20 protein-coding genes are annotated in these 24,483 nt (G+C 71.1%); 7 read left to right on the forward strand and 13 right to left on the reverse strand.

Annotated features, from left to right (window positions below; all coding sequences use genetic code 11):
* The first annotated feature begins 49 nt into the window (after positions 1–49).
* Complete coding sequence (locus BJ991_RS14865; RefSeq protein WP_179491248.1) at positions 50–1,117, forward strand: M4 family metallopeptidase; 1,068 nt, start codon at positions 50–52, stop codon at positions 1,115–1,117.
* Complete coding sequence (locus BJ991_RS14870) at positions 1,101–1,475, forward strand: protealysin inhibitor emfourin (protein ID WP_179491250.1); 375 nt, start codon at positions 1,101–1,103, stop codon at positions 1,473–1,475. Before BJ991_RS14865 ends, BJ991_RS14870 begins: the two co-directional genes overlap by 17 nt.
* A gap of 20 nt (positions 1,476–1,495) precedes the next feature.
* On the opposite strand, the gene BJ991_RS14875 is transcribed toward BJ991_RS14870, so the two are convergent.
* Genes BJ991_RS14875 through BJ991_RS14885 form a run of 3 tightly spaced genes read right to left on the reverse strand, consistent with a single transcriptional unit; the run spans position 1,496 to position 3,656 of the window.
* Positions 1,496–2,113 (reverse strand): GNAT family N-acetyltransferase, encoded by a 618-nt coding sequence (locus BJ991_RS14875; RefSeq protein ID WP_179491252.1) that lies wholly within the window; start codon positions 2,111–2,113, stop codon positions 1,496–1,498.
* Between the two features lie 51 nt (positions 2,114–2,164).
* Positions 2,165–2,851, reverse strand: a complete 687-nt coding sequence (locus tag BJ991_RS14880; protein WP_218853329.1) for a uracil-DNA glycosylase — start codon at positions 2,849–2,851, stop codon at positions 2,165–2,167.
* A 16-nt stretch (positions 2,852–2,867) separates the two neighbouring features.
* A complete protein-coding gene (locus tag BJ991_RS14885) occupies positions 2,868–3,656 on the reverse strand; it encodes an SDR family oxidoreductase (RefSeq protein ID WP_179491256.1) in 789 nt (262 codons plus the stop codon).
* 167 nt (positions 3,657–3,823) lie between these two features.
* On the opposite strand from BJ991_RS14885, the gene BJ991_RS14890 reads away from it, so the two are divergent.
* The 3 genes from BJ991_RS14890 to metX all read left to right on the forward strand — a co-directional run bounded on the left by BJ991_RS14890 (position 3,824) and on the right by metX (position 7,515).
* Positions 3,824–5,146, forward strand: coding sequence for a bifunctional o-acetylhomoserine/o-acetylserine sulfhydrylase (locus tag BJ991_RS14890; protein WP_179491258.1), 1,323 nt, complete (start codon positions 3,824–3,826; stop codon positions 5,144–5,146).
* 81 nt (positions 5,147–5,227) lie between these two features.
* On the forward strand, positions 5,228–6,250 hold the full coding sequence (locus BJ991_RS14895; protein WP_179491260.1) for a DUF2332 family protein: 1,023 nt from the start codon (positions 5,228–5,230) through the stop codon (positions 6,248–6,250).
* Between the two features lie 59 nt (positions 6,251–6,309).
* Positions 6,310–7,515 (forward strand): homoserine O-acetyltransferase MetX, encoded by a 1,206-nt coding sequence (metX, locus tag BJ991_RS14900; protein WP_179491263.1) that lies wholly within the window; start codon positions 6,310–6,312, stop codon positions 7,513–7,515.
* Positions 7,516–7,528: 13 nt separating this feature from the next.
* Here metX and BJ991_RS14905 read toward each other — a convergent pair whose 3' ends face one another.
* The 5 genes from BJ991_RS14905 to BJ991_RS14925 all read right to left on the reverse strand — a co-directional run bounded on the left by BJ991_RS14905 (position 7,529) and on the right by BJ991_RS14925 (position 12,245).
* Positions 7,529–8,311, reverse strand: a complete 783-nt coding sequence (locus BJ991_RS14905; protein WP_179491265.1) for an NUDIX hydrolase — start codon at positions 8,309–8,311, stop codon at positions 7,529–7,531.
* A 47-nt stretch (positions 8,312–8,358) separates the two neighbouring features.
* A complete protein-coding gene (locus BJ991_RS14910; RefSeq protein WP_179491267.1) occupies positions 8,359–9,660 on the reverse strand; it encodes a Fic family protein in 1,302 nt (433 codons plus the stop codon).
* Positions 9,661–9,772: 112 nt separating this feature from the next.
* Positions 9,773–10,093: a thiamine-binding protein gene (locus BJ991_RS14915; protein ID WP_179491269.1), complete on the reverse strand. Its 321-nt coding sequence runs from the start codon at positions 10,091–10,093 to the stop codon at positions 9,773–9,775.
* A gap of 17 nt (positions 10,094–10,110) precedes the next feature.
* A complete protein-coding gene (locus BJ991_RS14920; RefSeq protein ID WP_179491271.1) occupies positions 10,111–11,355 on the reverse strand; it encodes a glycosyltransferase 87 family protein in 1,245 nt (414 codons plus the stop codon).
* A 23-nt stretch (positions 11,356–11,378) separates the two neighbouring features.
* Positions 11,379–12,245 (reverse strand): ADP-dependent NAD(P)H-hydrate dehydratase, encoded by an 867-nt coding sequence (locus tag BJ991_RS14925; RefSeq protein ID WP_179491273.1) that lies wholly within the window; start codon positions 12,243–12,245, stop codon positions 11,379–11,381.
* Positions 12,246–12,277: 32 nt separating this feature from the next.
* Between BJ991_RS14925 and BJ991_RS14930 the strand changes: the two genes are divergently transcribed.
* Positions 12,278–13,360 carry an NADH:flavin oxidoreductase/NADH oxidase gene (locus BJ991_RS14930; RefSeq protein ID WP_179491275.1) on the forward strand — a complete coding sequence of 361 codons (1,083 nt, stop codon included), beginning with the start codon at positions 12,278–12,280 and terminating at the stop codon, positions 13,358–13,360.
* A 36-nt stretch (positions 13,361–13,396) separates the two neighbouring features.
* Here the strand turns inward: BJ991_RS14930 and BJ991_RS14935 are convergent, their stop codons facing one another.
* The 3 genes from BJ991_RS14935 to BJ991_RS14945 form a co-directional block, all read right to left on the reverse strand.
* Entirely contained in the window at positions 13,397–14,455 is a 1,059-nt protein-coding gene (locus BJ991_RS14935; RefSeq protein WP_179491276.1) for a hemolysin family protein, read from the reverse strand.
* The gene (locus tag BJ991_RS14940; RefSeq protein WP_179491277.1) at positions 14,452–15,804 is read right to left on the reverse strand and encodes a hemolysin family protein; all 1,353 of its coding nucleotides are present in this window, start codon (positions 15,802–15,804) and stop codon (positions 14,452–14,454) included. The genes BJ991_RS14935 and BJ991_RS14940 overlap by 4 nt, the downstream gene beginning before the upstream one ends.
* Positions 15,805–15,949: 145 nt before the next feature.
* Entirely contained in the window at positions 15,950–17,458 is a 1,509-nt protein-coding gene (locus BJ991_RS14945) for an IMP dehydrogenase (RefSeq protein ID WP_179491278.1), read from the reverse strand.
* 175 nt (positions 17,459–17,633) lie between these two features.
* Here BJ991_RS14945 and BJ991_RS14950 point away from each other — a divergent pair, with 175 nt between their 5' ends.
* Entirely contained in the window at positions 17,634–21,416 is a 3,783-nt protein-coding gene (locus BJ991_RS14950; protein ID WP_179491279.1) for a multifunctional oxoglutarate decarboxylase/oxoglutarate dehydrogenase thiamine pyrophosphate-binding subunit/dihydrolipoyllysine-residue succinyltransferase subunit, read from the forward strand.
* Between the two features lie 47 nt (positions 21,417–21,463).
* Here the strand turns inward: BJ991_RS14950 and BJ991_RS14955 are convergent, their stop codons facing one another.
* Positions 21,464–22,756 carry an APC family permease gene (locus tag BJ991_RS14955; RefSeq protein WP_179491280.1) on the reverse strand — a complete coding sequence of 431 codons (1,293 nt, stop codon included), beginning with the start codon at positions 22,754–22,756 and terminating at the stop codon, positions 21,464–21,466.
* A gap of 100 nt (positions 22,757–22,856) precedes the next feature.
* Positions 22,857–24,416: a glycerol-3-phosphate dehydrogenase/oxidase gene (locus BJ991_RS14960; protein WP_343048786.1), complete on the reverse strand. Its 1,560-nt coding sequence runs from the start codon at positions 24,414–24,416 to the stop codon at positions 22,857–22,859.
* Between the last annotated feature and the right edge of the window lie 67 nt (positions 24,417–24,483).

Genomic DNA, 24,483 nt, shown 5'->3' on the forward strand with positions numbered 1-24,483 from the left:
CTGCGCGTCGGAGAGCCTCGCCGTCCGAGGGGACGACTACCCTCAACGCATGCCCCAGGCGATCGTCCCCCCTTACCTGCTGGCGCGCATCGCGTCGATCCGAGAGCCCGAGTTCGCACGAGCCGCCGAAGCGGCGCGCGAGACGCTCGCGGTCCAGCGGGAATACCGGCCGCGTCGGCGCTCGCGCCTGCGCCTCTCACTCGACGGCGCAGATACCCTCGTCGCCGAGACGACTCCCGCCCCCGACCGCACGATCAGCGATGCGCAGCACCGCGAGGAGCTCCCCGGCGTCGTCGTGCGCCGCGAAGACGACGCGCCGACCGGTGACACGGCTGTCGATGAGGCGTTCGACGGGCTCGGGTCGACGTTCGACGTCCTGTGGGACGCGTTCACCCGCGACTCGATCAGCGGGGACGGCTCGGAGCTGCTGGCGACCGTCCACTTCGGGTGGGACTACGACAACGCGTTCTGGGACGGCCGCCGGATGGTCTTCGGCGACGGCGACGGCGAGATCTTCGCGGGCTTCACGGGCTCGCTGTCCGTGATCGCGCACGAGCTCGGGCACGGCGTGATCGAGGCCGCGGGCGGTCTGCTCTATCGCGCGCAGTCCGGCGCGCTGAACGAATCGATCGCCGACGTCTTCGGCGCGCTCGCCGAGCAGCATCGCGCGGATGAGACCGCCGACCAGGCGACCTGGCTCATCGGCGAGGGCATCTTCACCGACGCCGTCGACGGGCGCGCGCTCCGGTCGATGATCGCGCCGGGCACCGCGTACGACGACGACGTCCTCGGCCGCGACCCGCAGCCCGCGCACATGCGCGACTACATCGTCACGAGCGACGACAACGGCGGCGTCCACCTCAACTCCGGCATCCCCAACCGCGCATTCGCCCTCGCGGCCACGGCGCTCGGCGGTCGCGCGTGGGAGCGCGCGGGGCTCGTGTGGTACCGCGCGCTCACCTCGGGCACCCTCTCGCGCACGGCCGGTTTCGCCCAGTTCGCGGCCGCCACCCTCGCGGCGGCCGAGGCGGAGTACGGTGAAGAGTCGGAGGAGGTCGACGCCGTGCGATCCGGGTGGGTCGGTGTCGGCGTCATCGGGAATGGCTCACAGCCCTGACAGAACGGGCGATGACGCACCGATCGCCGTGATCGTGGTGCGCACGGGCGGCATCGCGGGGCTCCGGCGCGAGTGGCGCGCCGAGCCCCCGCCCGACGAGCGCGGCCGCTGGATCGAGCTCATCGAACAGTGCCCGTGGGACGAGGTCACCGGGAACGGTCGCGGCGCGGACCGCTTCTCATGGGACGTCACGGCGCGCTGCGCCGATCGCGAGCACGACGCGACGCTCGCCGACGAAGAGGTCGAGGGACCGTGGCGCCGGCTCATCGACGAGGTGCGCGAGCTCGCCGGCTCCTCCCCTCCGCGGGCCCCGCGCGCGACGACGGGCCGCCGGAACGGCCCTCCCACGGCGGTGTGACCGCGCCCCGAGGCGGCGACTCAGCGGCTGAAGAGCCCTCTCTTGCGCGACTTCACCGGCGTGAGCGACTTCTGCAGATAGATCGTGCCCAGCCAACGCCCGAACTTGAAGCCGACGCGGCCCATGCGACCGACCTCGACGAAGCCGAGCTTCTCGTGCAGCGCGAGCGAGGCCTCGGCGCCCTTGTCGCTGATGACGGCGACCATCTCCCGGATGCCGCGCTGCTCGCACGCCTCGATGAGCGCCTCCAGCAGCGCGCGCCCCAGTCCCTTCCCGGCGGCGGCCTGCCCGAGGTAGATCGAGTTCTCGACCGTGTAGCGGTAGGAGGACTTGCCCGACCACGGCGATACGAGCGCGTAGCCGAGGACCTGCCCGCCCGGCGACTGCGCGACGAGGAACGGCAGGTCGAGCTTCGAGAGGTACTCGAACTTGTCGCGCCACTGCGCGATCGTCCACTTCTTCTCGTCGAACGTCACGACGGAGTTCGTCACGTAGTGGTTGTAGATCTCTCGGATGTCTGGCAGGTCCGCCTCGCGAGCGGGGCGGACCTCGTACGAGAAGGGGCGCTCCGGCTCCGGCTGCTTGCGCAGGTGACGCGGCAGCCGCCTGCGACTCTTCTCGTACTCCTCCTCCAGCACGCGAGACAGCCTACGCGGCAGGCGTGCCCGCGAAGAGCGCGAATCCGGACGTCATTCCGGCAGGCGCCAGTCCAGGGGTTCCGCGCCCTGGCGAACCAGCAGATCGTTGGCACGCGAGAACGGGCGAGACCCGAAGAACCCGCGGCTCGCCGAGAGGGGCGACGGATGCGGCGACTCGATGACCGGCATCTCCCCGAGCATCGGACGGAGGTTCCGCGCGTCGTTGCCCCACAGGATCGCGACGAGCGGCCCGCCGCGCGCCACGAGGGTGCGGATCGCGTGCTCGGTGACCTTCTCCCACCCCCACCCGCGGTGCGACGCGGGCGCGCCGGGTGCGACCGTGAGCACGCGATTGAGGAGCATGACGCCCCGGTCGCTCCACGCGGACAGGTCGCCGTGCGAGGCGGGCGCGATCCCGAGGTCGGTGTGCAGCTCCTGGTAGATGTTCGAAAGGCTGCGCGGCAGCGGCCGCACGTGCCGGTCGACCGCGAACGACAGACCGATCGGATGTCCCGGGGTCGGGTACGGATCCTGCCCGACGATCAGCACCCTGACCTCGGCGAGCGGCCGCTGGAACGCCCGCAGCACGCGGTCCCCCGCCGGAAGGTACCGGCGACCCGCGGCCGTCTCGGCGCGAAGCCGATCGCCGAGCGCCGCGATGTCGGGCGAGACGGGCGCAAGCGCGGTGGCCCACTCCGCGTCGAGCAGCCCCGCTTCGGCGAGCTGCGGCAGGGACATCGCCACCCGGCGATCCCTACAGTCGCTCGGCGCCGCGCACGCGCAGCGGCCCGCGGGCGAGCAGATGCTGGGCGGACTGCGCGACCGGACGCATCGTCACGAGGTCGAGGTTCACATGCCCAGGGAGGTTCAGCGAGAACGCGATGACCTCGGCGACGTCATCCGCCGTCAACGGGTTCTCGACCCCCTCGTACACGCGGGCCGCGGCCGCCGCGTCACCGCCCAAGCGGTTGAGAGTGAACTCCTCGGTGTGCACCATCCCGGGCGCGATCTCGATCACGCGGATGGGCTCGCCGTTGAGCTCGAGCCGGAGAACGTGCGCGAGCATGCCCTCCCCCGCCTTCGCGGCGTTGTAGCCGCTTCCACCGGGGTACGGCGTGAACGCGGCCGTCGACGTCACGAAGAGGGTGTCGGCGTGGCCGGATTCGGCGGCGCCGGCGCGCAGCAGCGGGAGGAGAGTCGCGACCATCCGCTGCGCCGACAGCACGTTCACCTCGAACATCCACTGCCAGTCCTCGGGGGCGGCGTCCTCGATGCGCTCCGTGCCGCGGGCACCGCCCGCGACCTGGACGAGCGCATGGATCGGACCCGACTCGGCGAGCCACTCGGCGAGCGCGTCGATGTCGGCCTGCACGGTGAGGTCGGCGGCGTACGCGACGGCACCGGTCTCGGCCTCGAGCTCGGCGAGCCGGTCGGCGCGTCTCGCGACGCCGACCACGTCCCACCCGCTCGCGCGGAGGGCGCGCACGGTCGCTGCCCCGATGCCCGAACTGGCCCCTGTCACCACAGCACGTCTGTCAGCCATAGCTCCACGCTACCGAGATCGCGACGCGTTCGACGACGCGACGGCGCGGATGCCGCGACCCCGGCGTTACGTCATATTTCCCCTTCGTTGTTGACACGGGCGCATCTTCGTACTCTCGGACGAGCCGATGACGACCCTCGTCGCCGACCGACCCGCAGGAGCCCGACATGTCCGCAGCAGAGAACTGGCGCTTCGAGACCAAGCAGATCCACTCGGGCGCCCAGCCCGACCCGGTCACGAAGGCGCGTGCCACTCCGATCTACCAGACGACGTCGTACGTCTTCGACAGCGCCGACCACGCGGCGAACCTCTTCGCCCTCGCCGAGTTCGGCAACATCTACACCCGCATCCAGAACCCCACGCAGGACGTCGTCGAACAGCGCCTCGCCGCGCTCGAGGGCGGCACCGGTGCGCTGCTGCTCTCGAGCGGCCAGGCGGCGTCGACCTTCGCGATCCTGAACATCGCCGAGGCGGGCGACCACTTCGTGTCATCGAGCTCGATCTACGGCGGCACCTACAACCTCTTCAAGTACACGCTCGCCAAGCTCGGCATCGATGTGACCTTCGTCGAGAACCAGGACGACCCCGACGAGTGGCGTGCCGCGGTGCGCCCGAACACGAAGCTCTTCTTCGCCGAGACCATCGGCAACCCGAAGATCAACGTGCTCGACATCCGCGCGATCGCAGACGTCGCCCACGAGAACGGCATTCCGCTCATCGTCGACAACACGATCGCGACCCCGTATCTCATCCGCCCGTTCGAGCACGGCGCCGACATCGTGGTGCACTCCGCGACGAAGTTCCTCGGCGGCCACGGCACGACCATCGGCGGCGTGATCGTCGACGGCGGGCGCTTCGCGTGGTCGCAGAACGTCGACAAGTTCCCCGGCCTCACCGAGCCTGACCCGTCGTACCACGGCGCGAGCTACACGACCGCCGTCGGCGACGCGCTCGCCTACATCATCAAGGCGCGTGTCCAGCTGCTCCGCGACCTCGGCTCGGCGATCGCGCCGATCAGCGCGTGGCTGCTCCTGCAGGGCATCGAGACGCTCTCGCTTCGCGTCGAGCGCCACGTTCAGAATGCGCAGGAGATCGCGGAGTGGCTCGAGAACCACGACGACGTGGCATCCGTCAACTACTCGGGCCTGCCCACCTCGCCCTGGTACGCGGCGGCCAACACGTATGCCCCGAAAGGCGTCGGCGCAGTGCTCTCGTTCGAGCTCAAGGGCGGCGTCGAGGCGGGCCGCGAGTTCGTCGACTCGCTCACGCTGTTCAGCCACCTCGCCAACATCGGCGACGTGCGCTCGCTCGTCATCCACCCCGCGTCGACGACGCACTCGCAGCTCACGCCCGAGCAGCAGCTCTCCAGCGGTGTGACGCCGGGCCTCGTCCGCCTCTCGGTGGGTCTCGAGAGCATCGATGACCTCAAGGCGGACCTCGAGCAGGCGCTGGCCGCCGCTCGTCGCGTGAGCGACGGCGCGCACGCCTGACCTGAGCGACCGATTCGACGGATGCCCCGGCCCCGGTGCGGGCCGGGGCATCCGTGTCACGGCTGACCGTAGGGTGTGCACGTGGACAGTCCCGTCGACCCCGCCCAAGTCTCCGCGCTCTACGACGACTTCGGCCGTCACTGGGCGCACGGCACGTCGCCGCTCTACGAGGAGTGGTCGCTGGGCATTGCCAGAGACGCCGAGCTGACCGGGCGGATCGCGCTCCTGTCGCGCCGCCTCCGGCAGCCGAACCTGCTCTTCGCCGCCGCGCGCTGGGTGGGTTCGCCCCTCGCTCCCTTCGCGGACTGGCGCGAGTGGGTCCGAGCGAACTGGGACCGCGTCCTCCAGATCGCGAGCGAGCGCTCGACGCAGACGAACGAACCCAACCGCTGCGCGACTCTGCTGCCGGTGCTCTCGCGCATCGACGGTCCGGTCGCGCTGCTCGAGGTCGGCGCCGCCGCGGGGCTCTGCCTCTTCCCCGACCGATACGCGTACGAGTACTCGACGCCGACGACCACGCGGCACGTGGAGCCACACGAGGAGTCACTCGTTCGCCTCGCGTGCCGCGTCGACGACGACTCCGTCGTCCCCGAGCACGTGCCCGAGGTCGTGTGGCGCCGGGGCATCGACCTCGCCCCGATCGACGCGCGCGACCCCGAAGAGGTCGAGTGGCTGGCGACGCTCGTGTGGCCCGGGCCCGACCATGACGCGCGGGTGACGCGTCTGCGGGCGGCGGCTGCGGTCGCGGCATCCGACCCTCCCGAGATCATCCGCGGCGACCTGCTCGAGACGGTGACGGATGCCGCGGCCGCCGCCCCGCATGACGCGACGCTCGTCGTGTTCCACAGCGCCGTTCTCCTCTACTTGGAGGCGCCAGGGCGCGAGCGGTTCGCGGGCTTCATGGCCGGGCTCCGCACGGCGATCGGCCGCCGCGTGGTATGGCTCTCGAACGAGTCGCGCGGCACGCTCCCCGGCGTCGACGCGCGCCTGCCCGGCGGCCTCGACACGTCGCGTCGCTTCGTCCAGTCCGTGGACGGAGTGCCGATCGCGCTCGCGGGCCAGCACGGCGCGACGTACGAGACGGCGCCGTTCCGGGGACGCTGATCCCGCCGAGCGGGTGTAATACGACGTCACCTCCCACAGCGGCACGCGAGAATGGTCGGATGGACTGGCAGACCTCCGAAGACACGGTGCCGAGCGCGCCCGTCACGGAGGCCGACGCGCGTCTGCTGCTCGGGCGTCCGCCCGCGACCGGCGCGTGGCGCGACGGCGACCCGGTCGGCGATCGGCACTTCGCCGCGTTCGGGCCGTTCCGCACCGAGGGCGGCCGCGAGCTGCCGGGCTACCGCGTCGCGTTCGAGACGTGGGGCGAGCTCAACGCGACGCGCGACAACGCGGTGCTCGTGCTGCACGCGCTCACGGGTGACAGCCACGTGCGCGGGCCTGCCGGCCCCGGGCATCCGACCGACGGCTGGTGGGGCGACATCGTGGGACCGGGGGCTCCGATCGACACCGATCGCTGGTTCGTCGTCGCCCCCAACATGCTGGGCGGATGCCAGGGCTCGACCGGCCCCGCGAGCATCGGGCCGGACGGGTACGAGTGGGCATCGCGCTTCCCGTACCTCACGATCCGCGACCAGGTCGCCGCGCAGGTGCGCCTGGCCGACGCGCTCGGGATCGACGTGTGGGCCGGGGTCATCGGCGGTTCGATGGGCGGCATGCACGCGATGGAGTGGGCGGTCGGCCACCCCGACCGCGTCGAACGCGTCGGCATCCTCTCGGCACCGCCCATCAACACCGCCGACCAGATCGCACTCAACTCGGTGCAGCTGGAGGCGATCCAGATCGACCCGCGCTTCCAGGGCGGCGAATACTACGATGCGGATGCCGGCGACGGACCCCACCGCGGACTCGCGCTCGCGCGGCGCATGGCGCTGCTGAACTACCGGTCCCCCACCGAGCTCAACCAGCGCTTCCAGCGGTCGTGGCAGTCCAGTGTGAGCCCGCTCGGCCACGGCGGACGCTTCGCGGTCGAGTCGTACCTCGACTTCCACGGCAACAAGTTCACGCGCCGGTTCGACGCGAACTCCTACATCACGCTCGTCGAGGCGATGAACTCGCACGACGTCGGGCGCGATCGCGGTGGAGTCGAGGAGGCGCTCGGACGCGTCACCGCCAAGACCCTCGTGCTCGGCATCGACAGCGATCGCCTGTTCCCCATCGACGGCCAGCACCGCGTCGCACGCGGCATCCGCACGACCCTCGACGGCGACCGTGCCGTCGTCCTCACGAGCGACTTCGGCCACGACGGGTTCCTCATCGAGACGGAGGCAGTCGGGCGGCACATCAGGCGCCTCTTCGAGTCGTGACCGTGCGAGGGCGTCAGAACGAGCGCTCGTAGATCCAGGGAAGGTCGCCGATCGACAGGCGGTGACGCGGGCGAGCGCGAGTTTCGGATGCCTCGGCCGCGGAATCCGCGTCGTATTCGGCGTCCTCCTGCCACAGCATGTACGGCCCCGACGGCGCCCGCCGCGCGAGCGTCTCGTACGAGTGCACGCCGCCGAGGCGCGCCACCGCGAGGAGATCGTCGACGTCGGACTGGCCCGCGAGCTCGTACAGCGTGACCCACGTCGGCGGATACAGCGTGAGCTCGCCGCGCCCGTGGCGCTCGAGCACATCGGCCGGGCGAGCCCACGTCGCCGACACCGCCTCGTCGGCGGCGAGCTCGAGGGTCACGTCATCTGGCGCCCGCGTCACGAAGAACCACGTGAGGATGCGCAGCGGCAGCCCCGGAGGGGGGCTCCAGTGCGAGAGGGGCACGAGCGCGTCGGCGTCGAGCACGAGCCCCGTCTCCTCGAGCGTCTCGCGCACGGCCGCGCGGCGCGCGGCGAGCTCGTCGGTCACGTGCCCAGACGCGCCGGCGGCGCGGTCGGATGCCTCGAGCTTGCCGCCCGGGAACACCCACGCGCCGGCGAACGAGCCGCGGTCGGGCCGCTCGATCAGCAGGACCTCAGGTCCGCGCGGCGCGTCTCGCGCGATCACGACCGTCGCGGCGACCGGCAGCTCCTCAGGCTCGTCGATCGGGCCCTCGCCCGCATCCGGGCTCGCTCCGATCGCCTGCGCGAGCGCTTGCTGCACGCGGGATCCGGGAGTCTCTTGGGGCATCCGTCCAGCCTAGAGCGCGGGCGGCGGCTCGCCCGCGACAGCGCGATTCAGGATGAGGGCCCTGTTGTGCGCAGAAGGTGTCCGACCTGATCGAACGGCGGCCGACCGGGGCCGAGCGCCGGCCGCCGCGACGCGGTGTCGTATCCGCCGACACGGTTGCTCCGCTCAGTGAGTGCGACCAGCCCGAGATGCTCGTCCGCCGTATAGCAGACGAGCTTCCCCTTCTGATCTTTCGTCCTGCCGAGGATTCCCGCTTCGGCGAGCTCCGTGAGTGCACGGTACGCGGCGCTCGGGGACGTGCCCCATCGCTCGGCTACGCGCTCGACCGTCAGCACCGGCTCGTTCGCGAGGTTTTGCAGCACCTTCAGCGTCACCGCATCGCTGCGAGGCCTCGCGGGCTTGACACCCCGCGAGGCACGGTACGCGATCAGCCGCTCGACGATCCGCTCGTCCAGCTCCTCGACCTCGGCGGCGAGCCTCACGGCGTTGCCCGCCGCACGCTCGACGGCACTCGAGAATCCGACGATCCAGTCGTCCACCCGCGGCGGTATCTCGCGGTACGCGTCCAGCCCGTCCAGATATGCGTCGGTCTCCCCCGCGAAAACGGTACTGATGGGGATCAGCACGAACCGGAGCGCGTCTGCACGCGCGAGGACGGTGTGGATCAGCGCTCGCCCTGTCCGGCCGTTCCCGTCGGTGAACGGGTGGATGGTCTCGAACTGCGCATGCGCGATGGCTGCCCGCACGACCGGGTTCCCGACGGTGACGGTGACGAATCCGGCGAGGTCTTCGAGCAGACGCCGGACCTCGCTCTCGGGCGGCGGTACGAAGTCGGCGCGCAGCGGGCTGTATCCCGAGCCCCCGACCCAGTTCTGCTCGGTCCGGATGCCCCCCGCGAGACCGGGTTCGATGATGTGCTGCAGATCCTCGATGTCATTGACGGTGATCGGTCGGGTGCGGTCCGCGAGCCGCTCGATCGCCCGCTCGGTGGCCCGGACGTTGCCGATGACGTCGAGCGCGACACGAGGCCCCTGCTGCAGCGCCTCCGCGATCGCCAGCTTCTTCGGGGTCACGCGGTTGCCTTCGATCCAGCTCGATGAGATCGACTCGGATCGGATGAGCAGATGACTCAGGAACCTGCCCCGATCGCCCAGTCGCTCGTCGGCACGACCGAGCACGACAAGGGCGTCTTCTGCGGCGGTCCGCGCCTCCTCGCCGAGGTGTGGCAGCATCGTCCCCAGTTCGTCGGGGACGTACGCCCGATATCGGCCCGGCTGGCGATCGCGTCGGCTCAGCCCGAAGCCGGATTCGTCGCCCGGGTTCCACAGGCGCTCCACGTAATGAGCCATCCGACAACCTCCGATGCCTGCGGGCCATCTTCACTCTATCCGGATAAACGCAAAATAACACTGGGCTATTTCTCGCCTATCCGTCTAGATGCACGATGCGGGCGACGCCGGGTTATTCGGCCACCGTGTCGCCCTCCTCGAGCGCGCGCTCGAGCCGCTCGACCTTGCCGTCGAGCTCGCCGGTCCAGCCGGGTCGCATGTCGGCCTTGAGCACGAGCGAGACGCGCGACCCGAACGGGAGCACGGCATCCGTCGCTCGCCTGACCACATCGAACACCTCGTCCCACTCCCCCTCGATCTCGGTGAACATCGACGTCGTCCGGTGCGGCAGTCCGGACTCCCGCACGACCCGCACCGCAGCCGCGACCGCGTCGTGCACGGATCCGTCCGCGCGTCCGGTGCCGCTCGGTGCGACGGAGAAGGCGACGAGCATGATGGTTCCTCCTTGGGTCAGGTTTCGGCGGCCTTCGGCGAGGCCGATGCGGATGCCGCGTCCCGCCGCTTCATGCCTGGGTGCGTGCGCGTTCGCGCGACCCGCACGACCGCCCAGACGAACAGCACCGCGAGCGCGAGGTTGCGCAGGGTGAGCACGACGGTCGGAAACGCCGACGCGACGAGCAGCTCGCCGTAGGTCAGGGGGTAGACGATCTGGGTGAGGAGGGCGGTGCCGAGTCCGAGCAGCGCGGGACCCCACCAGTGCCAGCGGTCGAGCACGAGGCCCAGGGCGAGCGGCGCGATGATCCAGGAGAGGTACTGGGGCGACCCGACCTTGTTGAAGAGGATCATCGCGACGACCGTGGCCAGGCCGAGCGACGGGAAGAGACCCGCGAAGGTGGCTCCGCGCCACATCTTCACGATTCCCAGCACGAGCACGCCGACCACGGCGATCGCCAGGACCGGGGTCATCGCGGCGATGACCGTGTCGACCTCGGGTCCGGTCACCTGGAACGTGAGGACGTCGCGGTCGTAGTAGATGAACGAGTCGTCGTACCCGAGGACCGTGCGCCACACGTAGTAGCCGCTCACCGGCGCTTCGAGCTGCAGTCCCCGATCGGTCTGGCCCGCGACGAAGCCGAGGGCGTTCGCGCCCGCGCCCGCGGCGAGCACCATCAGCAGGATGACCGCCGACAGCGCGATCGACGTGCCCGCGATCGCGAACCGACGGCGGACCGCGACGACCGCCGACGCCAGCAGCGCGGCGGGCCACACCTTGATCCACATGCCGACCGTGAGCAGCACGGACGCGAGCGCCGGCCTGCCGAAGAGCCACAGACACGCCGCGAGCGCGAGCGGCGTCGTCACGCCCTCGAGCCGGTAGAGGCCGACAGGGCCGAGCAGCGCGATGAAGACGAGCCAGAACCACGCCGCGATCCAGCGGCCACTCGATCTGCCGCGCCCGACGAGGGCGGCGAACGCGAGCGCGTCCACGACCGTGACGACGACCGCCCACGCGATCTCATAGCCACCCAGCCACGACATCGCCTTCGCGAGCACCATGGGCACGAGCGCGAGGTGCGGGTACACCCAGCTCTCGGTGATCCCGACGATGCCCGTGCCTTCGACCGCACGGGTCGACCACGGCTCGTACACGAGGTAGACGTCGCCCATGGGCTGATTCGGGAGCAGCCATCCGAGAACCGCGACGCCGGCGTGCACGATCGCGAACGCGATCCACAGCACCGCCCGCCTCGACACCCTTGCCATCCTAGAGACGCGCGTCACGCGATCCGTGCGAGCAATTCCGACACGGCGGCGGGCAGCGCCTCGGCGACGTCGAGCGCGGTGATGGGTCCTCCCCCGGCGCCGCGCGCCTGCGCGGCGGTCGTCGCCGCGCGACCGTGGAGCCACACCCCCGTCGCGGCGAGCTCGCCGAGCTCACCAGCGTGCACGGTGCGGTCCTGGCCGTCGGCGCCCTTCGCGAGCGAGCCGGCGACGACCGCCCCGATGACTCCCGCGAGCACGTCGCCTGTGCCCGCGGTCGCGAGCCACGGGGTCCCGCTCGCCACGACCGTCGACCAGCCCGACGGGGTCGCGACGATCGTGCGCGCGCCCTTCAGCACGAGGACGCCGTGGAGCGCCGAGGCGGTGTGGAGAGCGGATGCCTCGCGCTCGCGCTCTTCCGCCGGCGGGAGGCCGAGGCGCGACCGAAGCCGGTCGTGCTCTCGATCGTGAGGTGTCACGATGCACGGCGCCGCCGCCCCGACGGCGTGGTCGAGCGCGCCCGCGTCGACGACGATCGGGACATGGCCGGCGAAGATCTCGCGGATGCCCCGGGGCGTGGCATCCGGCTCGCCCTCGCCCCCGACGGGTGTGCCGGAGCCGACGACCCACGCCTGCACGCGGCCGTCGACCGTCACGGTCTCCGGGCGCCGCTGCAGCACGAGGGCGCAAGCGAACTCCGGTCCGAGGTAGCGCACCATGCCGACGCCCGTGCGCCACGCGGCCTCGACGCCGAGCACGGCCGCTCCCGGATACTGGGCGGACCCGGTTCGGAAGCCGACGACACCTCGGGAATACTTGTCGTCGCGGTCGGTCGGCCGTCGCAGGTGGCGCGCCGCGTCATCCGCCGTCCATTGGCCGCTCATGGCGCCACCCTACCCGCAGGACGTTTGGACACATGAGCATTCTCTTCTCGCCCCTGACCGTCGGCCCGAAGACCGCGCGCAACCGCCTGTGGGTGTCGCCCATGTGTCAGTACAGCGCGGTCGACGGCATGCCGCAGGAGTGGCACCACACCCACCTCGTGCAGTTCGCGTCCGGCGGAGCGGGCATCGTCATGACGGAGGCGACCGCGGTGTCGCCTGAGGGGCGCATCTCGCCCGACGACACCGGGATCTGGAGCAACGCGCATCGCGACGCGTGGGTGCCGATCGTGACCGCCATCCGAACCCGCGGAGCTCTCGCGGGCATGCAGCTCGCCCACGCCGGTCGCAAAGCGTCGACATCGTCCCCGCTCAGCGGACAGCGCGGCACGGTCCCGCGCGCGCAGGGCGGATGGCAGACGGTCGCGCCCTCGGCGATCCCGTTCGACGGATACGCGACCCCCGTCGCGCTCGATCGCGACGGGATCGACCGCGTCGTCGAGGACTTCGCCGCCGCCGCGCGGCGCGCCGTCGAGGCCGGCTTCGATGTGCTCGAGATCCACGCGGCGCACGGCTACCTGCTGCACGAGTTCCTCTCCCCGCTCTCCAATCATCGCGACGACGAGTACGGCGGATCGCTCGAGAACCGCGCGCGGCTCGTGCTGCGCGTGGTCGGGGCCGTCCGCGACGCCGCTCCCGACGTCGCCCTCTTCGTACGGTTCTCCGCGTACGACTGGGCCGACGGCGGATTCACCCCCGACGAGACGGCGACGGTCGTGACCTGGGCGTCCGAGCGCGGCGCCGACCTCTTCGACATCTCCAGCGGCGGGCTCGTCGCCCACCAGCGGCTCGAGACCGGGCCGGGGTACCAGGTGCGGTTCGCCGCCCACGTGCGGCGCGTCGCCGGCGTGCCGGTGAACTCCGTCGGGATGATCGACGACGCGGTGCGGGCCGAGGCGATCCTCGCCGCGGGCGACGCCGACGCGGTCATGGCCGGACGCGAGTGGCTGCGCGACCCGCACTACGCGCTCCGCGCGTCGATCGAGCTCGGCGCCGACATCGACTACTGGCCGGCCCAGTACCTGCGGGCGCGGCCGGCACGCGCGCGCACCGCCTGATCCGGTGGGGTCGGCGGGGCATCCGGATGCCTCGGGTCAGCGCCGCCCGCGGCGCGTCGCGTCCTGCACCTCGCCGATGAGCTCCTCGATGATGTCCTCGAGGAAGAGCACCGCGGTCGTGCGTCCGTTCGCGTCGCGCACCTGGGCGAGGTGGCGTCCGGCACGGCGCATGAGCGCGAGCGCGTCCTCGAGGTCGGTCGTCTCGAGCACCGGCACCATGTGGTGGACGCGCTTCGCCGGGATCTGCGCGGCCGCGCCGACCGCCGCCTCCGGACCCTCCGCGACACGGAGCACGTCCTTGAGGTGCACATAGCCGACCGGCTCACCCGAATCGTCGACGATCACGTACCGCGAGAAGCCGTGCTTCGCGACTGCGCGCTCGATCTCGTCGGGCGTCGTCGTCTCGGGCAGCGTCACGAGTTCGCCGAGCGGCACTGCGATCGCCTTCGCCTTCTTGTCGGTGAACTCGAGCGCCGCTGCGACCGTGCCGGCGGCGTCGTCGAGCACGCCCTCGATGCGCGACTGGCTCACGATCGTCGCGACCTCCTCGAGCGTGAACGTCGACGCGGCCTCGCTCTTCGGCTCGACGCGGAACAGTCGCACGGCGTGGTTCGCGATCCAGTTGAGCGACACGATGACGGGATGGAAGAGCTTCGAGATCCACACGAGCGGCGTTGCGAGCATGAGCACCGACCGGTCGGGCACCGAGAACGCGAGGTTCTTCGGCACCATCTCGCCGAACACGACGTGCAGGTACGAGACGAGCACGAGCGCGATCACGAACGAGATGACGTCGACCAGCGACTCATTGAGCCCCGTGAGACCGAGGGGCTCGGCCAGCAGGTGGTGGATCGCCGGCTCGGACACGTTCAAGATCAGCAGCGAGCAGATCGTGATGCCGAGCTGGCAGGTCGCGAGCATGAGGGTCGCGTGCTCCATCGCGAACAGCGCTGTCTTCGCCGCGCGCGAGCCCTTCTCGGCGCGCGGCTCGATCTGCGATCGCCGCGCGGAGATCACGGCGAACTCGGCGCCGACGAAGAAGGCGTTCGCCAGCAGCAGCACGAACAGCCACACGATGCCCGCCCAGTCGTTCATCGCGCACCGCCCTCACGGTCGGCGCCCGATTCGGCGCGCTGGTCGAGAACCCCGTCCGGCACGGCCGCGGGCGTGAATCGCACGCGGCCGACGCGGCGGCCGTCCATCCGCTGCACCTCGAGCGTGCCGTCCTCGATCTCGACGGCGTCGCCGACGACGGGGATGCGCTCGAGCACGCTCATGAGGAAGCCGCCGACGGTGTCGTACACGTCCCCTTCGGGGATGCGGATGCCGGTGCGGTCGAGCACCTCGTCGGGCCGCAGCTCACCGGGAAGGATCACCGAGCCCTCGGCCCGCACGATCCCCGCGCGGCGCCGGTCGTGCTCGTCGAGCACCTCCCCGACGATCTCCTCGACGAGGTCCTCCAGCGTCACGACGCCGGCCGTCCCGCCATACTCGTCCACGACGATCGCCATCTGGTAGCCGCGCGCCCGAAGCTCTGACACGAGCGCGTCGAGGTGCACCGCCTCGGGCACGCGCAGCGGATCGGTCGCGATCGCGGCGGCCGGGACATCCGGCCTGCGCTCACGCGGAACAGACACCGCCGCCTTGAGGTGCACGATGCCGACGATGTCGTCCATCGAGTCCTGGTACACGGGGAAGCGGCTGTGGCCCGTGCGGCGCGCGAGCTGCACGACGTCGTCGACCGAGTCGTCGGCCGCGAGCGCATGCACGCTCGGGCGCGGGGTCATGACGTCGGCCGCGGTCAGGCGCGCGAACGTGAGGCTGCGGTCGAGCAGCGTCGCGGTGTCCTCTTCGAGCACGCCGGCGCTCGCCGAGCGGCGCACGAGGCTCGAGAGCTCCTCCGCCGTGCGGGCCCCCGAGAGCTCCTCCTTCGGCTCGACGCCGAGAAGTCGGAGCACGCCGTTGGCGCTGCCGTTGAGCACCGCGACGGCGGGACGGAAGACGGTCGTGAACGCGACCTGGAACGGCAGGACGATCTTCGCGGTGTGCCGCGGGACCGCGAGAGCGAGGTTCTTCGGGATCAGCTCACCGAGGATCATCGAGAGGATCGTGGCGATCGTGACGCCGATGACCGCGGCGACGGGCCTCACGACGGCATCCGGCCACCCCCACTGCCCGAGCACCGGCCGCAGGAGGTTCGAGATCGCCGGTTCCATCGTGTAGCCGGTGAGCAGCGTCGTGAGCGTGATGCCGAGCTGCGCGCTCGAGAGATGAGTCGAGGTGATCTTGAGCGCGCTGATCGTGAGCGACAGGCGGGACTCGCCGCGCTCGCGCCGTGCTTCGAGGTCGGCCCGGTCGAGGTTCACGAGCGCGAACTCGCTCGCGACGAAGAATCCGGTCCCGATGGTGAGCAGGAGCCCCACGCCCAGCATGACGTAATCCATCACGCATCACCCCCGATCGCAGGGGCTGGTTCGTGGGGCGGGCGTCTGCAACTGGGCGGGTCGTCCATCTCGCGGAAAGTCTACGGCAGGGTCGACGCGCCGGATGCCGTGACGATGGGCCCGGGTCCCGCGGCATCCGTGGTGTTCACCAGCTGACGGGGAGCGCCTTGCCCTCCTCGTACCCGGCTGCGGACTGCAGGCCGACGCGGGCGCGCTCGTGGAACTCCGGCACGGTCGCCGCACCCGCGTACGTGAACGACGAGCGCACACCCGACGTGATCATGTCGAGCAGGTCCTCGATACCGGGACGCAGCGGATCGAGGAAGATCTTCGACGACGAGATACCCTCGGCGAAGAGCTCCTTGCGCGCGAGCTCGTACGGGTCGAGCCGCCCGAACCGCTCATGCACCGCCTTGGTCGACGCCATGCCCCACGACTCCTTGTACGCGCGGCCCTCGCCGTCGACGAGCAGCTCGCCGGGCGCCTCGATCGTGCCGGCGAACCACGACCCGATCATGACCGACGAGGCTCCCGCCGCGAGCGCGAGCGCGACGTCGCGCGGGTACCGCACCCCGCCGTCGGCCCACACGTGCGCGCCCATGAGTCGCGCGGCCTCGGCGGTCTCGAGCACGGCGGAGAACTGTGGACGGCCGACCGCGGTCATCATGCGGGTCGTGCACATCGCGCCCGGGCCCACGCCGACCTTCAGGATGCTCGCGCCGGACGTCACGAGGTCGTGCACGCCCTCCGCCGTGACGATGTTGCCCGCCGCCAGCGGGATGCCGAGGTCGAGGTCGGCGATCGTGCGCAGCGCCGCGAGCATGTTCTCCTGGTGCCCGTGGGCGGTGTCGACGACGAGCACGTCGACGCCCGCCGCCGCGAGCGCGCGGGCCTTCGCGGCGACGTCGCCGTTGATGCCGACCGCGGCCGCGACGATGAGGCGGCCGGACGCGTCGACCGCGGGACGGTAGAGCGATGAGCGCAGCGCGCTGCGGCGGGAGAGCGTGCCGACGAGCACGCCGTGGCGCAGGACGCACACGACGTCGGCATCCGCCGCGACCAGCAGGTCGAACGCCTGGCGGCCGCTCTGGACATCCTCCGCGTCGATCGACGCCGAGCGCCCGCGCGCGATGTCACCGAGCCGCGCGTCGGGGAGAGCGGTGCCGAGCCGCGTCGCCGGCACGACCCCGAGGATGTCGTCGGCGTGCAGGCCGGTGCTCGGCGACCTCGTGTCGACGGCTCCGCCCTCGAGCCGCGGACCGGTTCCGGCGGGCGACTCCGCCACGACGATGCCGTAGCCCTGAGTCGCGGGAAGCAGGCGCGCAGCGTCGGCCACCGTCGCGTCGGGCGGCAGCACGAGGGGCGTGTCCCACGGAACGGGCTGCGCCTTCACCCACCGGATGGCCGCGTCGAGCTCCTGCAGCGGCATGTCCTGCGGCAGAACGCCGAGGCCGCCGCGGCGCGCGAGCGTCGCCGCCAGGCGCGCCCCCGTCACCGAGTTCATGTTGGCCGAGACGATCGGGAGCCTGGCCGTCGTGCCGTCGCCCGGCGACAGGTCCACGTCGAGCCGGCTCGCGACCGTCGACCGCCGAGGGACGAGGAACACGTCCGAATACGTCAGGTCGACGTCGGGGCGGTCTCCGTAGAACTCCATGTCCGTCAAGGGTAGCGACAAGAAGGGCTGCGGATGCCGTTGCCGAATCGTGCGATGCGCCGCGCGCAACCCCCGGCGAAGTGCGGGCGTGACTGGGTTACGCTTAAGGATCGTGCCCGAGGGTCGTTGCGGACCAGGCATCCCAAATCTTCTTCACGAAAGCAGGCGATCGAGCGTGTCGAGCCAGGTGACGGGCGTCGGTGTATCGAACGAGGGAGAGTTCGGAGCCAATGAATGGCTCGTCGACGAACTCTACGAGCAGTACAAGGTCGACAAGAACTCCGTAGACAAGGCCTGGTGGCCGATCCTCGAGGCCTACCACCCGGTCGACGCGGACGGGGCGACGGCGCCTTCGGGTCCGACCCGCCCCGCCACCGAGGCCCCTGCCCCCGCGGCACCCGCACCGGCCGCATCCGCCCCCGCTCCCGCCGCCCCCGCGACCGCTCCGGCGTCCGCGAACGGGGCGGCGACCTCGTCTGAGCCGCATCCCGTCACGGCGCCGGTCCCGGTGATCGGGAGCCAGCCGGTGGCCCGCACGACCGCCCGCCCCGCCGCACCGCAGCCGATCCCGGCGCAGGCGCCGAAGATCAAGCCCTCATCGACCGAGGCGAGCGCCGACGAGGACGTCGTCACCGCCCTCAAGGGCCTTCCGAAGACTCTCGCGGCGAACATGGACGAGTCGCTCACGGTCCCGACCGCGACGAGCGTCCGCACGGTGCCGGCGAAGCTCATGATCGACAACCGGATCGTGATCAACAACCACATGGCCCGCACGCGCGGTGGCAAGGTGAGCTTCACTCACCTCATCGGCTGGGCGCTCATCCAGGCGCTCAAGGACTTCCCGAGCCAGAACGTCTTCTACGCCGAGGTCGACGGCAAGCCCTCCGTGGTCGCGCCGGCCCACGTGAACCTCGGCATCGCGATCGACCTCCCGCGTCCCGACGGCTCGCGCGCACTCCTCGTGCCGAGCATCAAGCGCGCCGACACGCTCTCGTTCGGCGAGTACCTCGCCTCGTACGAAGACCTCGTGTCGCGCGCCCGCGCCAACAAGCTGACGCCCGCCGACTTCCAGGGCACGACGATCTCGCTGACCAACCCGGGCGGAATCGGCACCGTGCACTCGGTCCCCCGCCTCATGAAGGGCCAGGGGTCGATCATCGGCGTCGGGGCGCTCGAGTACCCGGCCGAGTTCCAGGGCGCCAGCGACAAGACGCTCAACGAGCTCGCGATCGGCAAGACGATCACGCTCACGAGCACGTACGACCACCGCGTCATCCAGGGCGCCGGCTCGGGCGAGTTCCTCAAGAAGGTGCACGAGCTGCTCATCGGCCAGCGCAGCTTCTACGAAGACATCTTCGCGGCGCTTCGCATCCCGTACGCCCCGATCCACTGGGCCAACGACATCAACGTCGACATCGCCGAGCGCGTCGACAAGACCGCACGCGTGCAGGAGCTCATCAACTCCTTCCGCGTGCGCGGCCACCTCATGGCCGACATCGACCCGCTCGAGTACGTCCAGCGCACGCACCCCGACCTCGAGATCGAGAGCCACGGGCTCACGTTCTGGGACCTCGACCGCCAGTTCGTGACCGGCGGCTTCGGTGGCAAGCGCCTCATGAAGCTGCGCGACATCCTCGGCGTGCTGCGCGACTCGTACTGCCGCACGATCGGCATCGAGTACATGCACATCCAGGACCCGGGGCAGCGCGCGTGGTTCCAGCGCAACGTCGAGGTCAAGTACCAGAAGCCCGGTCACGACGAGCAGCTGCGCATCCTCTCGAAGCTGAACGAGGCCGAGGCCTTCGAGACGTTCCTGCAGACGAAGTACGTCGGTCAGAAGCGCTTCTCGCTCGAGGGCGGCGAGTCGCTCATCCCGCTGCTCGACCAGGTGCTCCAGGGCGCAGCCGAGGCGGGACTCGACGGCGCCGCGATCGGCATGGCGCACCGCGGCCGACTGAACGTGCTCACCAACATCGCCGGCAAGACGTACGGCCAGGTGTTCCGCGAGTTCGAGGGCTCCGTCGCGATCGGCTCGAAGAGCGGCTCGGGCGACGTCAAGTACCACCTCGGCACCGAGGGCACGTTCGTGGCGGACTCGGGCTCCGAGCTGCCCGTGTACCTCGCGGCCAACCCCTCGCACCTCGAGACGGTGGACGGCGTGCTCGAGGGCATCGTGCGCGCCAAGCAGGACCGCAAGCCCATCGGGACGTTCTCCTGGCTGCCGATCCTCATCCACGGCGACGCGGCCTTCGCCGGCCAGGGCGTCGTCGTCGAGACGCTCCAGATGTCACAGCTGCGCGGCTACCGCACGGGCGGCACGGTTCACATCGTCGTCAACAACCAGGTCGGCTTCACCACGACGCCGCAGGACGGCCGCTCGTCGGTGTACGCGACCGATGTCGCCAAGACGATCCAGGCGCCGATCTTCCACGTGAACGGCGACGACCCCGAGGCCGTCGTCCGTGTGGCGCAGCTCGCGGTCCAGTACCGCGAGGAGTTCCACCGCGACGTCATCGTCGACCTCGTCTGCTACCGCCGCCGCGGTCACAACGAAGGCGACGACCCGTCGATGACGCAGCCGCACATGACGAACCTCATCGAGGCGAAGCGCTCGGTGCGTCGCCTGTACACCGAGGCCCTCGTCGGTCGCGGCGACATCACCGAGGAGGAGTACGAGCAGGCCAAGCGCGACTTCCAGAACCGCCTCGAGATCGCGTTCGCCGAGACCCACGCCGCCGAGACCGGCTCCTCGCCCATCGTCGAGGAGGAGGCGGTCGTCCCGACCGTGATCGGGGAGCCCGACACGACCGGCGTGTCCCGCAGCGTGATCGAGCTCGTCGGCGACGCGTTCGTGAACAAGCCCGAGGGCTTCACGGTGCATCCGAAGCTCCAGCAGCTTTCCGACAAGCGGTTCGATATGAGCCGCAACGGTGCGATCGACTGGGCGTTCGCCGAGTTGCTCGCATTCGGCTCGCTCCTGCTCGAGGGCACGAACGTGCGCCTGGCAGGCCAGGACTCGCGCCGCGGCACGTTCGTCCAGCGCCACGCTGTGCTGCACGACCGTGCGAACAGTCAGGAGTGGCTGCCGCTGTCGAACCTGAGCGAGAACCAGGGCCGCTTCTGGGTCTACGACTCCCTGCTGAGCGAGTACGCGGCGATGGCGTTCGAGTACGGGTACTCGGTCGAGCGCCCCGACGCGCTCGTGCTGTGGGAGGCGCAGTTCGGCGACTTCGCGAACGGCGCCCAGTCGGTCATCGACGAGTACATCTCGGCGGCCGAGCAGAAATGGGGCCAGCAGTCGAGCCTCGTGCTGCTGCTGCCGCACGGCTACGAGGGCCAGGGTCCCGACCACTCGTCGGCCCGCATCGAGCGCTACCTGCAGCTCTGCGCGCAGGACAACATGACTGTCGCGCGTCCGTCGACCCCGGCGTCGTACTTCCACCTCCTGCGCCGCCAGGCCTACGCGCGCCCGCGGCGTCCGCTCATCGTGTTCACGCCCAAGGCGATGCTGCGCCTGCGCGGCGCGACGAGCGCCGTCGAGGGCTTCACGCACGGGCGCTTCGAGCCGGTGCTCGACGACGACCGCGGTGTCGACAAGTCCGCCGTGCGCCGCGTGCTGCTGCACTCGGGCAAGATCCACTGGGATCTGGTCGCCGAGCTCGACAAGAACCCCGACCCGACGATCGCCCTCGTGCGGATAGAGCAGTTCTACCCGAAGCCGATCGACGAGCTGAACATGGTGCTCGACAAGTACCCGAACGCCGAACTCGTGTGGGTGCAGGACGAGCCCGAGAACCAGGGCGCCTGGCCGTTCATCGCGCTCGAGATCGTGAAGCACCTGAACGGTCGCACGATCCGGCGCGTGTCGCGTCCGGCCGCGGCTTCGACCGCCACCGGCTCGCCGAAGGTGCACGCCGTCGAGCAGGCCGAGGTGATCGCGAAGGCACTCGCCCGCTGACGCGGCGCTTCGCGTGGCCGACAACCGCGGTGCCCGGCGCGCGCCGGTCAGGTTGCGCGGCGTGACGCTCGCACCCGACGCCACACGGTGACCCCCACCGCGATGAGCGCGAGCACGAGGCTCGGCACGAGCTTGACGCCCGCGAGCGCGAGCAGTCCCGCCGACAGCACGGCGGCGACGAGCGCCATCCACCACCCCACCGACCACCGGCGGAGGATGAGCAGCGCGGCGACCATGCCGACGGCGTAGATCGAGACCATGTTGCTCGTGTGTACGAGGATGAACGGCTCGAGATCGAGGCCCACCGCGAGCATGAGCGCGAAGTAGACGGCGACGACGCCCATCGTGAGCGACAGCGCCCGGCGTGGGATTCCACCCGCCTCCTCGCCGCGCTGGAACCACCTCGGCAGGTCTCCGTTCGCCGCGAGCGACGCACCCAGCTTGCCGAAGGCCGCGAGGTAGGCGTTCATGACGCCCACCGAGACGATCGCCGCGACACCTCCGACGGCCACCGTCCCGAACCCCGGCAGCACCGACTGCGCCAGCGACAGCAGCGGCACCGAGTCGGCGGCGGCCCCCTCGCCGAGCACGCCCACGGTCGCGATCTGCAGCAGCAGGTAAGACGCGCCGGTGAGCACGAGGGCGATAGCCGTCGCGAGCGGGATCACGCGGCGGGGATTGCGGAACTCCCCCGCGATGTGGGTGCCGACCTCCCACCCCGCGAACGCCCACACGAAGAGGCTGATCGCGGTGCCGACGCCCGCCCAGCCGTTCGGGAGGAACGGCGTGAACGCGGATGCCTCGACCGCCGGCATCGCCGCGGAGACGACCGCCACCACGACCGAGAGCAGGAGGCCCGTGAGCACGAACTGCATCCAGCCTGCGACGCGGATGCCGAGCAGGTTCGCGCCGAACGGGATCAGCATGATCGCCGCCGCGAGGATCGGAACGCCGGCACGGTCGATCCTCGCGACGGCGGCGACGTATTCGCCGCCGAGCACCCCGACGACCGGCGCCCCCGCGCACACGCCGAAGTAGAACCAGTAGCCGGTCATGCGCGCCGCGGTGGCCCCGAGCGCCCTGCGGACGTAGCTCGCGACGCCCCCGGCATCCGGATACCGTGCCGCCAGCGCCGCGAATGTGCCCGCGAGCGGGATCGACAGCGCGATGACCGCGACCACCGCGACGACGCTCGCGGGCCCTGCGGCGTCGGCGGCGAGCCCGGGCAGCACAAGCAGCCCCGTGCCGAGCACGGACGCGACGTAGAGGGCGGTGCCCTGCACGATCCCCAGTCGGCCGTGGGCGACCACCGGGTCAGGACGGGTGGCGGTCGAGGTCATCGGTCCAGTGTCCAGCGCGCCAGGGACATCGGTGCCCGCGCGAGCAGCCGTCCATCAGCGGAATCCTGCCAACACGGTGAGGCCGAAGGACGGAGCCGCGTCAGATGGGATCGACGCCCGCGCGCTCAAAGGCGGCGGCCGCGGCATCCGTCGATTCGTCGCGATCCGCCGGAACGAGGCCGAGCCGTGTGCGCCGGTCGAGCAGGTCGTCGAGCGACAGGGCGCCCTCGGCGCGGACGCCCCACTCGAGCTCCTGCGCCGTGACGCCTCGCGCGGCCTCCGGGCCGTCGGCCAGGCGCGCGACGAATGGGGCCTCGGCGCCGTATCGGCGAACGAGCCGGGGCGACGCGTCGAGCGATGCGAGCCGCTCGCGCGGCCACGCCCCGACGAGCGGGATCGACCGGGTGCGCGAGTTCGCGACGGAGCTGCCCAGACGCATGCGGACGGCGGCATCCACACCGTCCTGCGCCATGCGCCGGTACGTCGTGAGCTTGCCGCCCACGACGCTCAGCACACCCGTGGACGATTCGATGATCGCGTGACGGCGCGACAGGTCGCTCGTCTCATCGTGGCGTGGGTCGGTGAGCAGCGGCCGCAGGCCGGCGAACGCCCCGATGACGTCGTCGCGCGTGAGCGGCGCCTCGAGCACGGTGTTCATGACGTCGAGCAGCAGGGTTACCTCGTCGTCGCCGGGCGTCGGAACGAGGGGGAGCTCCGTGCCCGCGGGCACGTCCGTGATGCCGATGTACGCGCGCCCGTGGGGCGCGGGCACCGTGAACACGAAACGACTGCTCGATCCGGGCACGGGCACCGTGAGCGACGCGTCCGAGCCGCCGAGGCGCGCCGCGTCGACGACGAGGTGCGTGCCGCGACTCGGGCGCAGGTGGACATCGGGGTCGATGCGGCCCGCCCACACCCCGGTCGCGTTGACCACGCAGCGCGCGCGGATCGCCAGCTCCGAGCCGGTCACGCGGTCGCGCACCCATGCGGTGTCGCCCGTGGCCGACACGGCTTCGGCGCGGGTGAGGACGGATGCCCCGAACCCCGCCGCAGTGCGGGCGACGGCGACCACGAGGCGGACGTCGTCGATGAGCTGGCCGTCCCAACCGCGCATGCCGCCGCGCAGACCCTCGCGGCGCACGGCCGGCACGAGCCGGAGCGTCTCGTCGCGCCCGAGCGGCCCCGGCGAGTGCAGGACGGCGTCGGGGGTGCCGACGAGACGGCGCAGTCCGTCGCCGAGCCCGTACCCGAGGCCGACATATGCCCCGCGCGTCATGTGTCCGGGTGAGTACAGCGGAACGACCTGCGCCATCGACCGGGAGAGGTGCGGCGCGAGGCGCGTCATCAGCAGGTGCCGCTCCGCCGCGCTCTCGCGCGCGATCCCGAACTGGCCCGACGCGAGGTAGCGGAGTCCGCCGTGCACGAGCTTCGAGCTCCAGCGGCTCGTGCCGCTCGCGAGGTCGTCGCGCTCGACGAGAACCGTTCGCAGACCGCGCGAGGCGGCGTCGAGGGCGATGCCCGTGCCGGTGATGCCGCCGCCGATCACGAGCAGGTCGATCTCGCCGGCATCCGCGAGCGCGTCGAGCTCGCGCGTCCGCCGGCGCGCGTCGAGCGCAGTGGAACCGGGCGGCCGGGGTGCGCCGGCGGAGGTCGCGCTCACGACAGACGGGGTCGGCGGATGCCCTCGCCGAGACGGCCGCACACGCATGCGCTGTGGGGGGATAGCG

Origin of the sequence: Microbacterium immunditiarum, from assembly GCF_013409785.1 — a bacterium.
GTDB lineage: Bacteria > Actinomycetota > Actinomycetes > Actinomycetales > Microbacteriaceae > Microbacterium > Microbacterium immunditiarum.

What these genes read in the sequence shown, in the direction of transcription:
- BJ991_RS14865 (WP_179491248.1), top strand. Translation starts at nt 50, where the DNA reads ATGCCCCAGGCGATCGTCCCCCCTTACCTGCTGGCGCGCATCGCGTCG.
- BJ991_RS14870 (WP_179491250.1), top strand. Translation starts at nt 1,101, where the DNA reads ATGGCTCACAGCCCTGACAGAACGGGCGATGACGCACCGATCGCCGTG.
- BJ991_RS14880 (WP_218853329.1), bottom strand. Translation starts at nt 2,851, where the DNA reads ATGTCCCTGCCGCAGCTCGCCGAAGCGGGGCTGCTCGACGCGGAGTGG.
- BJ991_RS14885 (WP_179491256.1), bottom strand. Translation starts at nt 3,656, where the DNA reads ATGGCTGACAGACGTGCTGTGGTGACAGGGGCCAGTTCGGGCATCGGG.
- BJ991_RS14890 (WP_179491258.1), top strand. Translation starts at nt 3,824, where the DNA reads ATGTCCGCAGCAGAGAACTGGCGCTTCGAGACCAAGCAGATCCACTCG.
- metX (WP_179491263.1), top strand. Translation starts at nt 6,310, where the DNA reads ATGGACTGGCAGACCTCCGAAGACACGGTGCCGAGCGCGCCCGTCACG.
- BJ991_RS14905 (WP_179491265.1), bottom strand. Translation starts at nt 8,311, where the DNA reads ATGCCCCAAGAGACTCCCGGATCCCGCGTGCAGCAAGCGCTCGCGCAG.
- BJ991_RS14910 (WP_179491267.1), bottom strand. Translation starts at nt 9,660, where the DNA reads ATGGCTCATTACGTGGAGCGCCTGTGGAACCCGGGCGACGAATCCGGC.
- BJ991_RS14915 (WP_179491269.1), bottom strand. Translation starts at nt 10,093, where the DNA reads ATGCTCGTCGCCTTCTCCGTCGCACCGAGCGGCACCGGACGCGCGGAC.
- BJ991_RS14925 (WP_179491273.1), bottom strand. Translation starts at nt 12,245, where the DNA reads ATGAGCGGCCAATGGACGGCGGATGACGCGGCGCGCCACCTGCGACGG.
- BJ991_RS14930 (WP_179491275.1), top strand. Translation starts at nt 12,278, where the DNA reads ATGAGCATTCTCTTCTCGCCCCTGACCGTCGGCCCGAAGACCGCGCGC.
- BJ991_RS14935 (WP_179491276.1), bottom strand. Translation starts at nt 14,455, where the DNA reads ATGAACGACTGGGCGGGCATCGTGTGGCTGTTCGTGCTGCTGCTGGCG.
- BJ991_RS14940 (WP_179491277.1), bottom strand. Translation starts at nt 15,804, where the DNA reads ATGGATTACGTCATGCTGGGCGTGGGGCTCCTGCTCACCATCGGGACC.
- BJ991_RS14945 (WP_179491278.1), bottom strand. Translation starts at nt 17,458, where the DNA reads ATGGAGTTCTACGGAGACCGCCCCGACGTCGACCTGACGTATTCGGAC.
- BJ991_RS14955 (WP_179491280.1), bottom strand. Translation starts at nt 22,756, where the DNA reads ATGACCTCGACCGCCACCCGTCCTGACCCGGTGGTCGCCCACGGCCGA.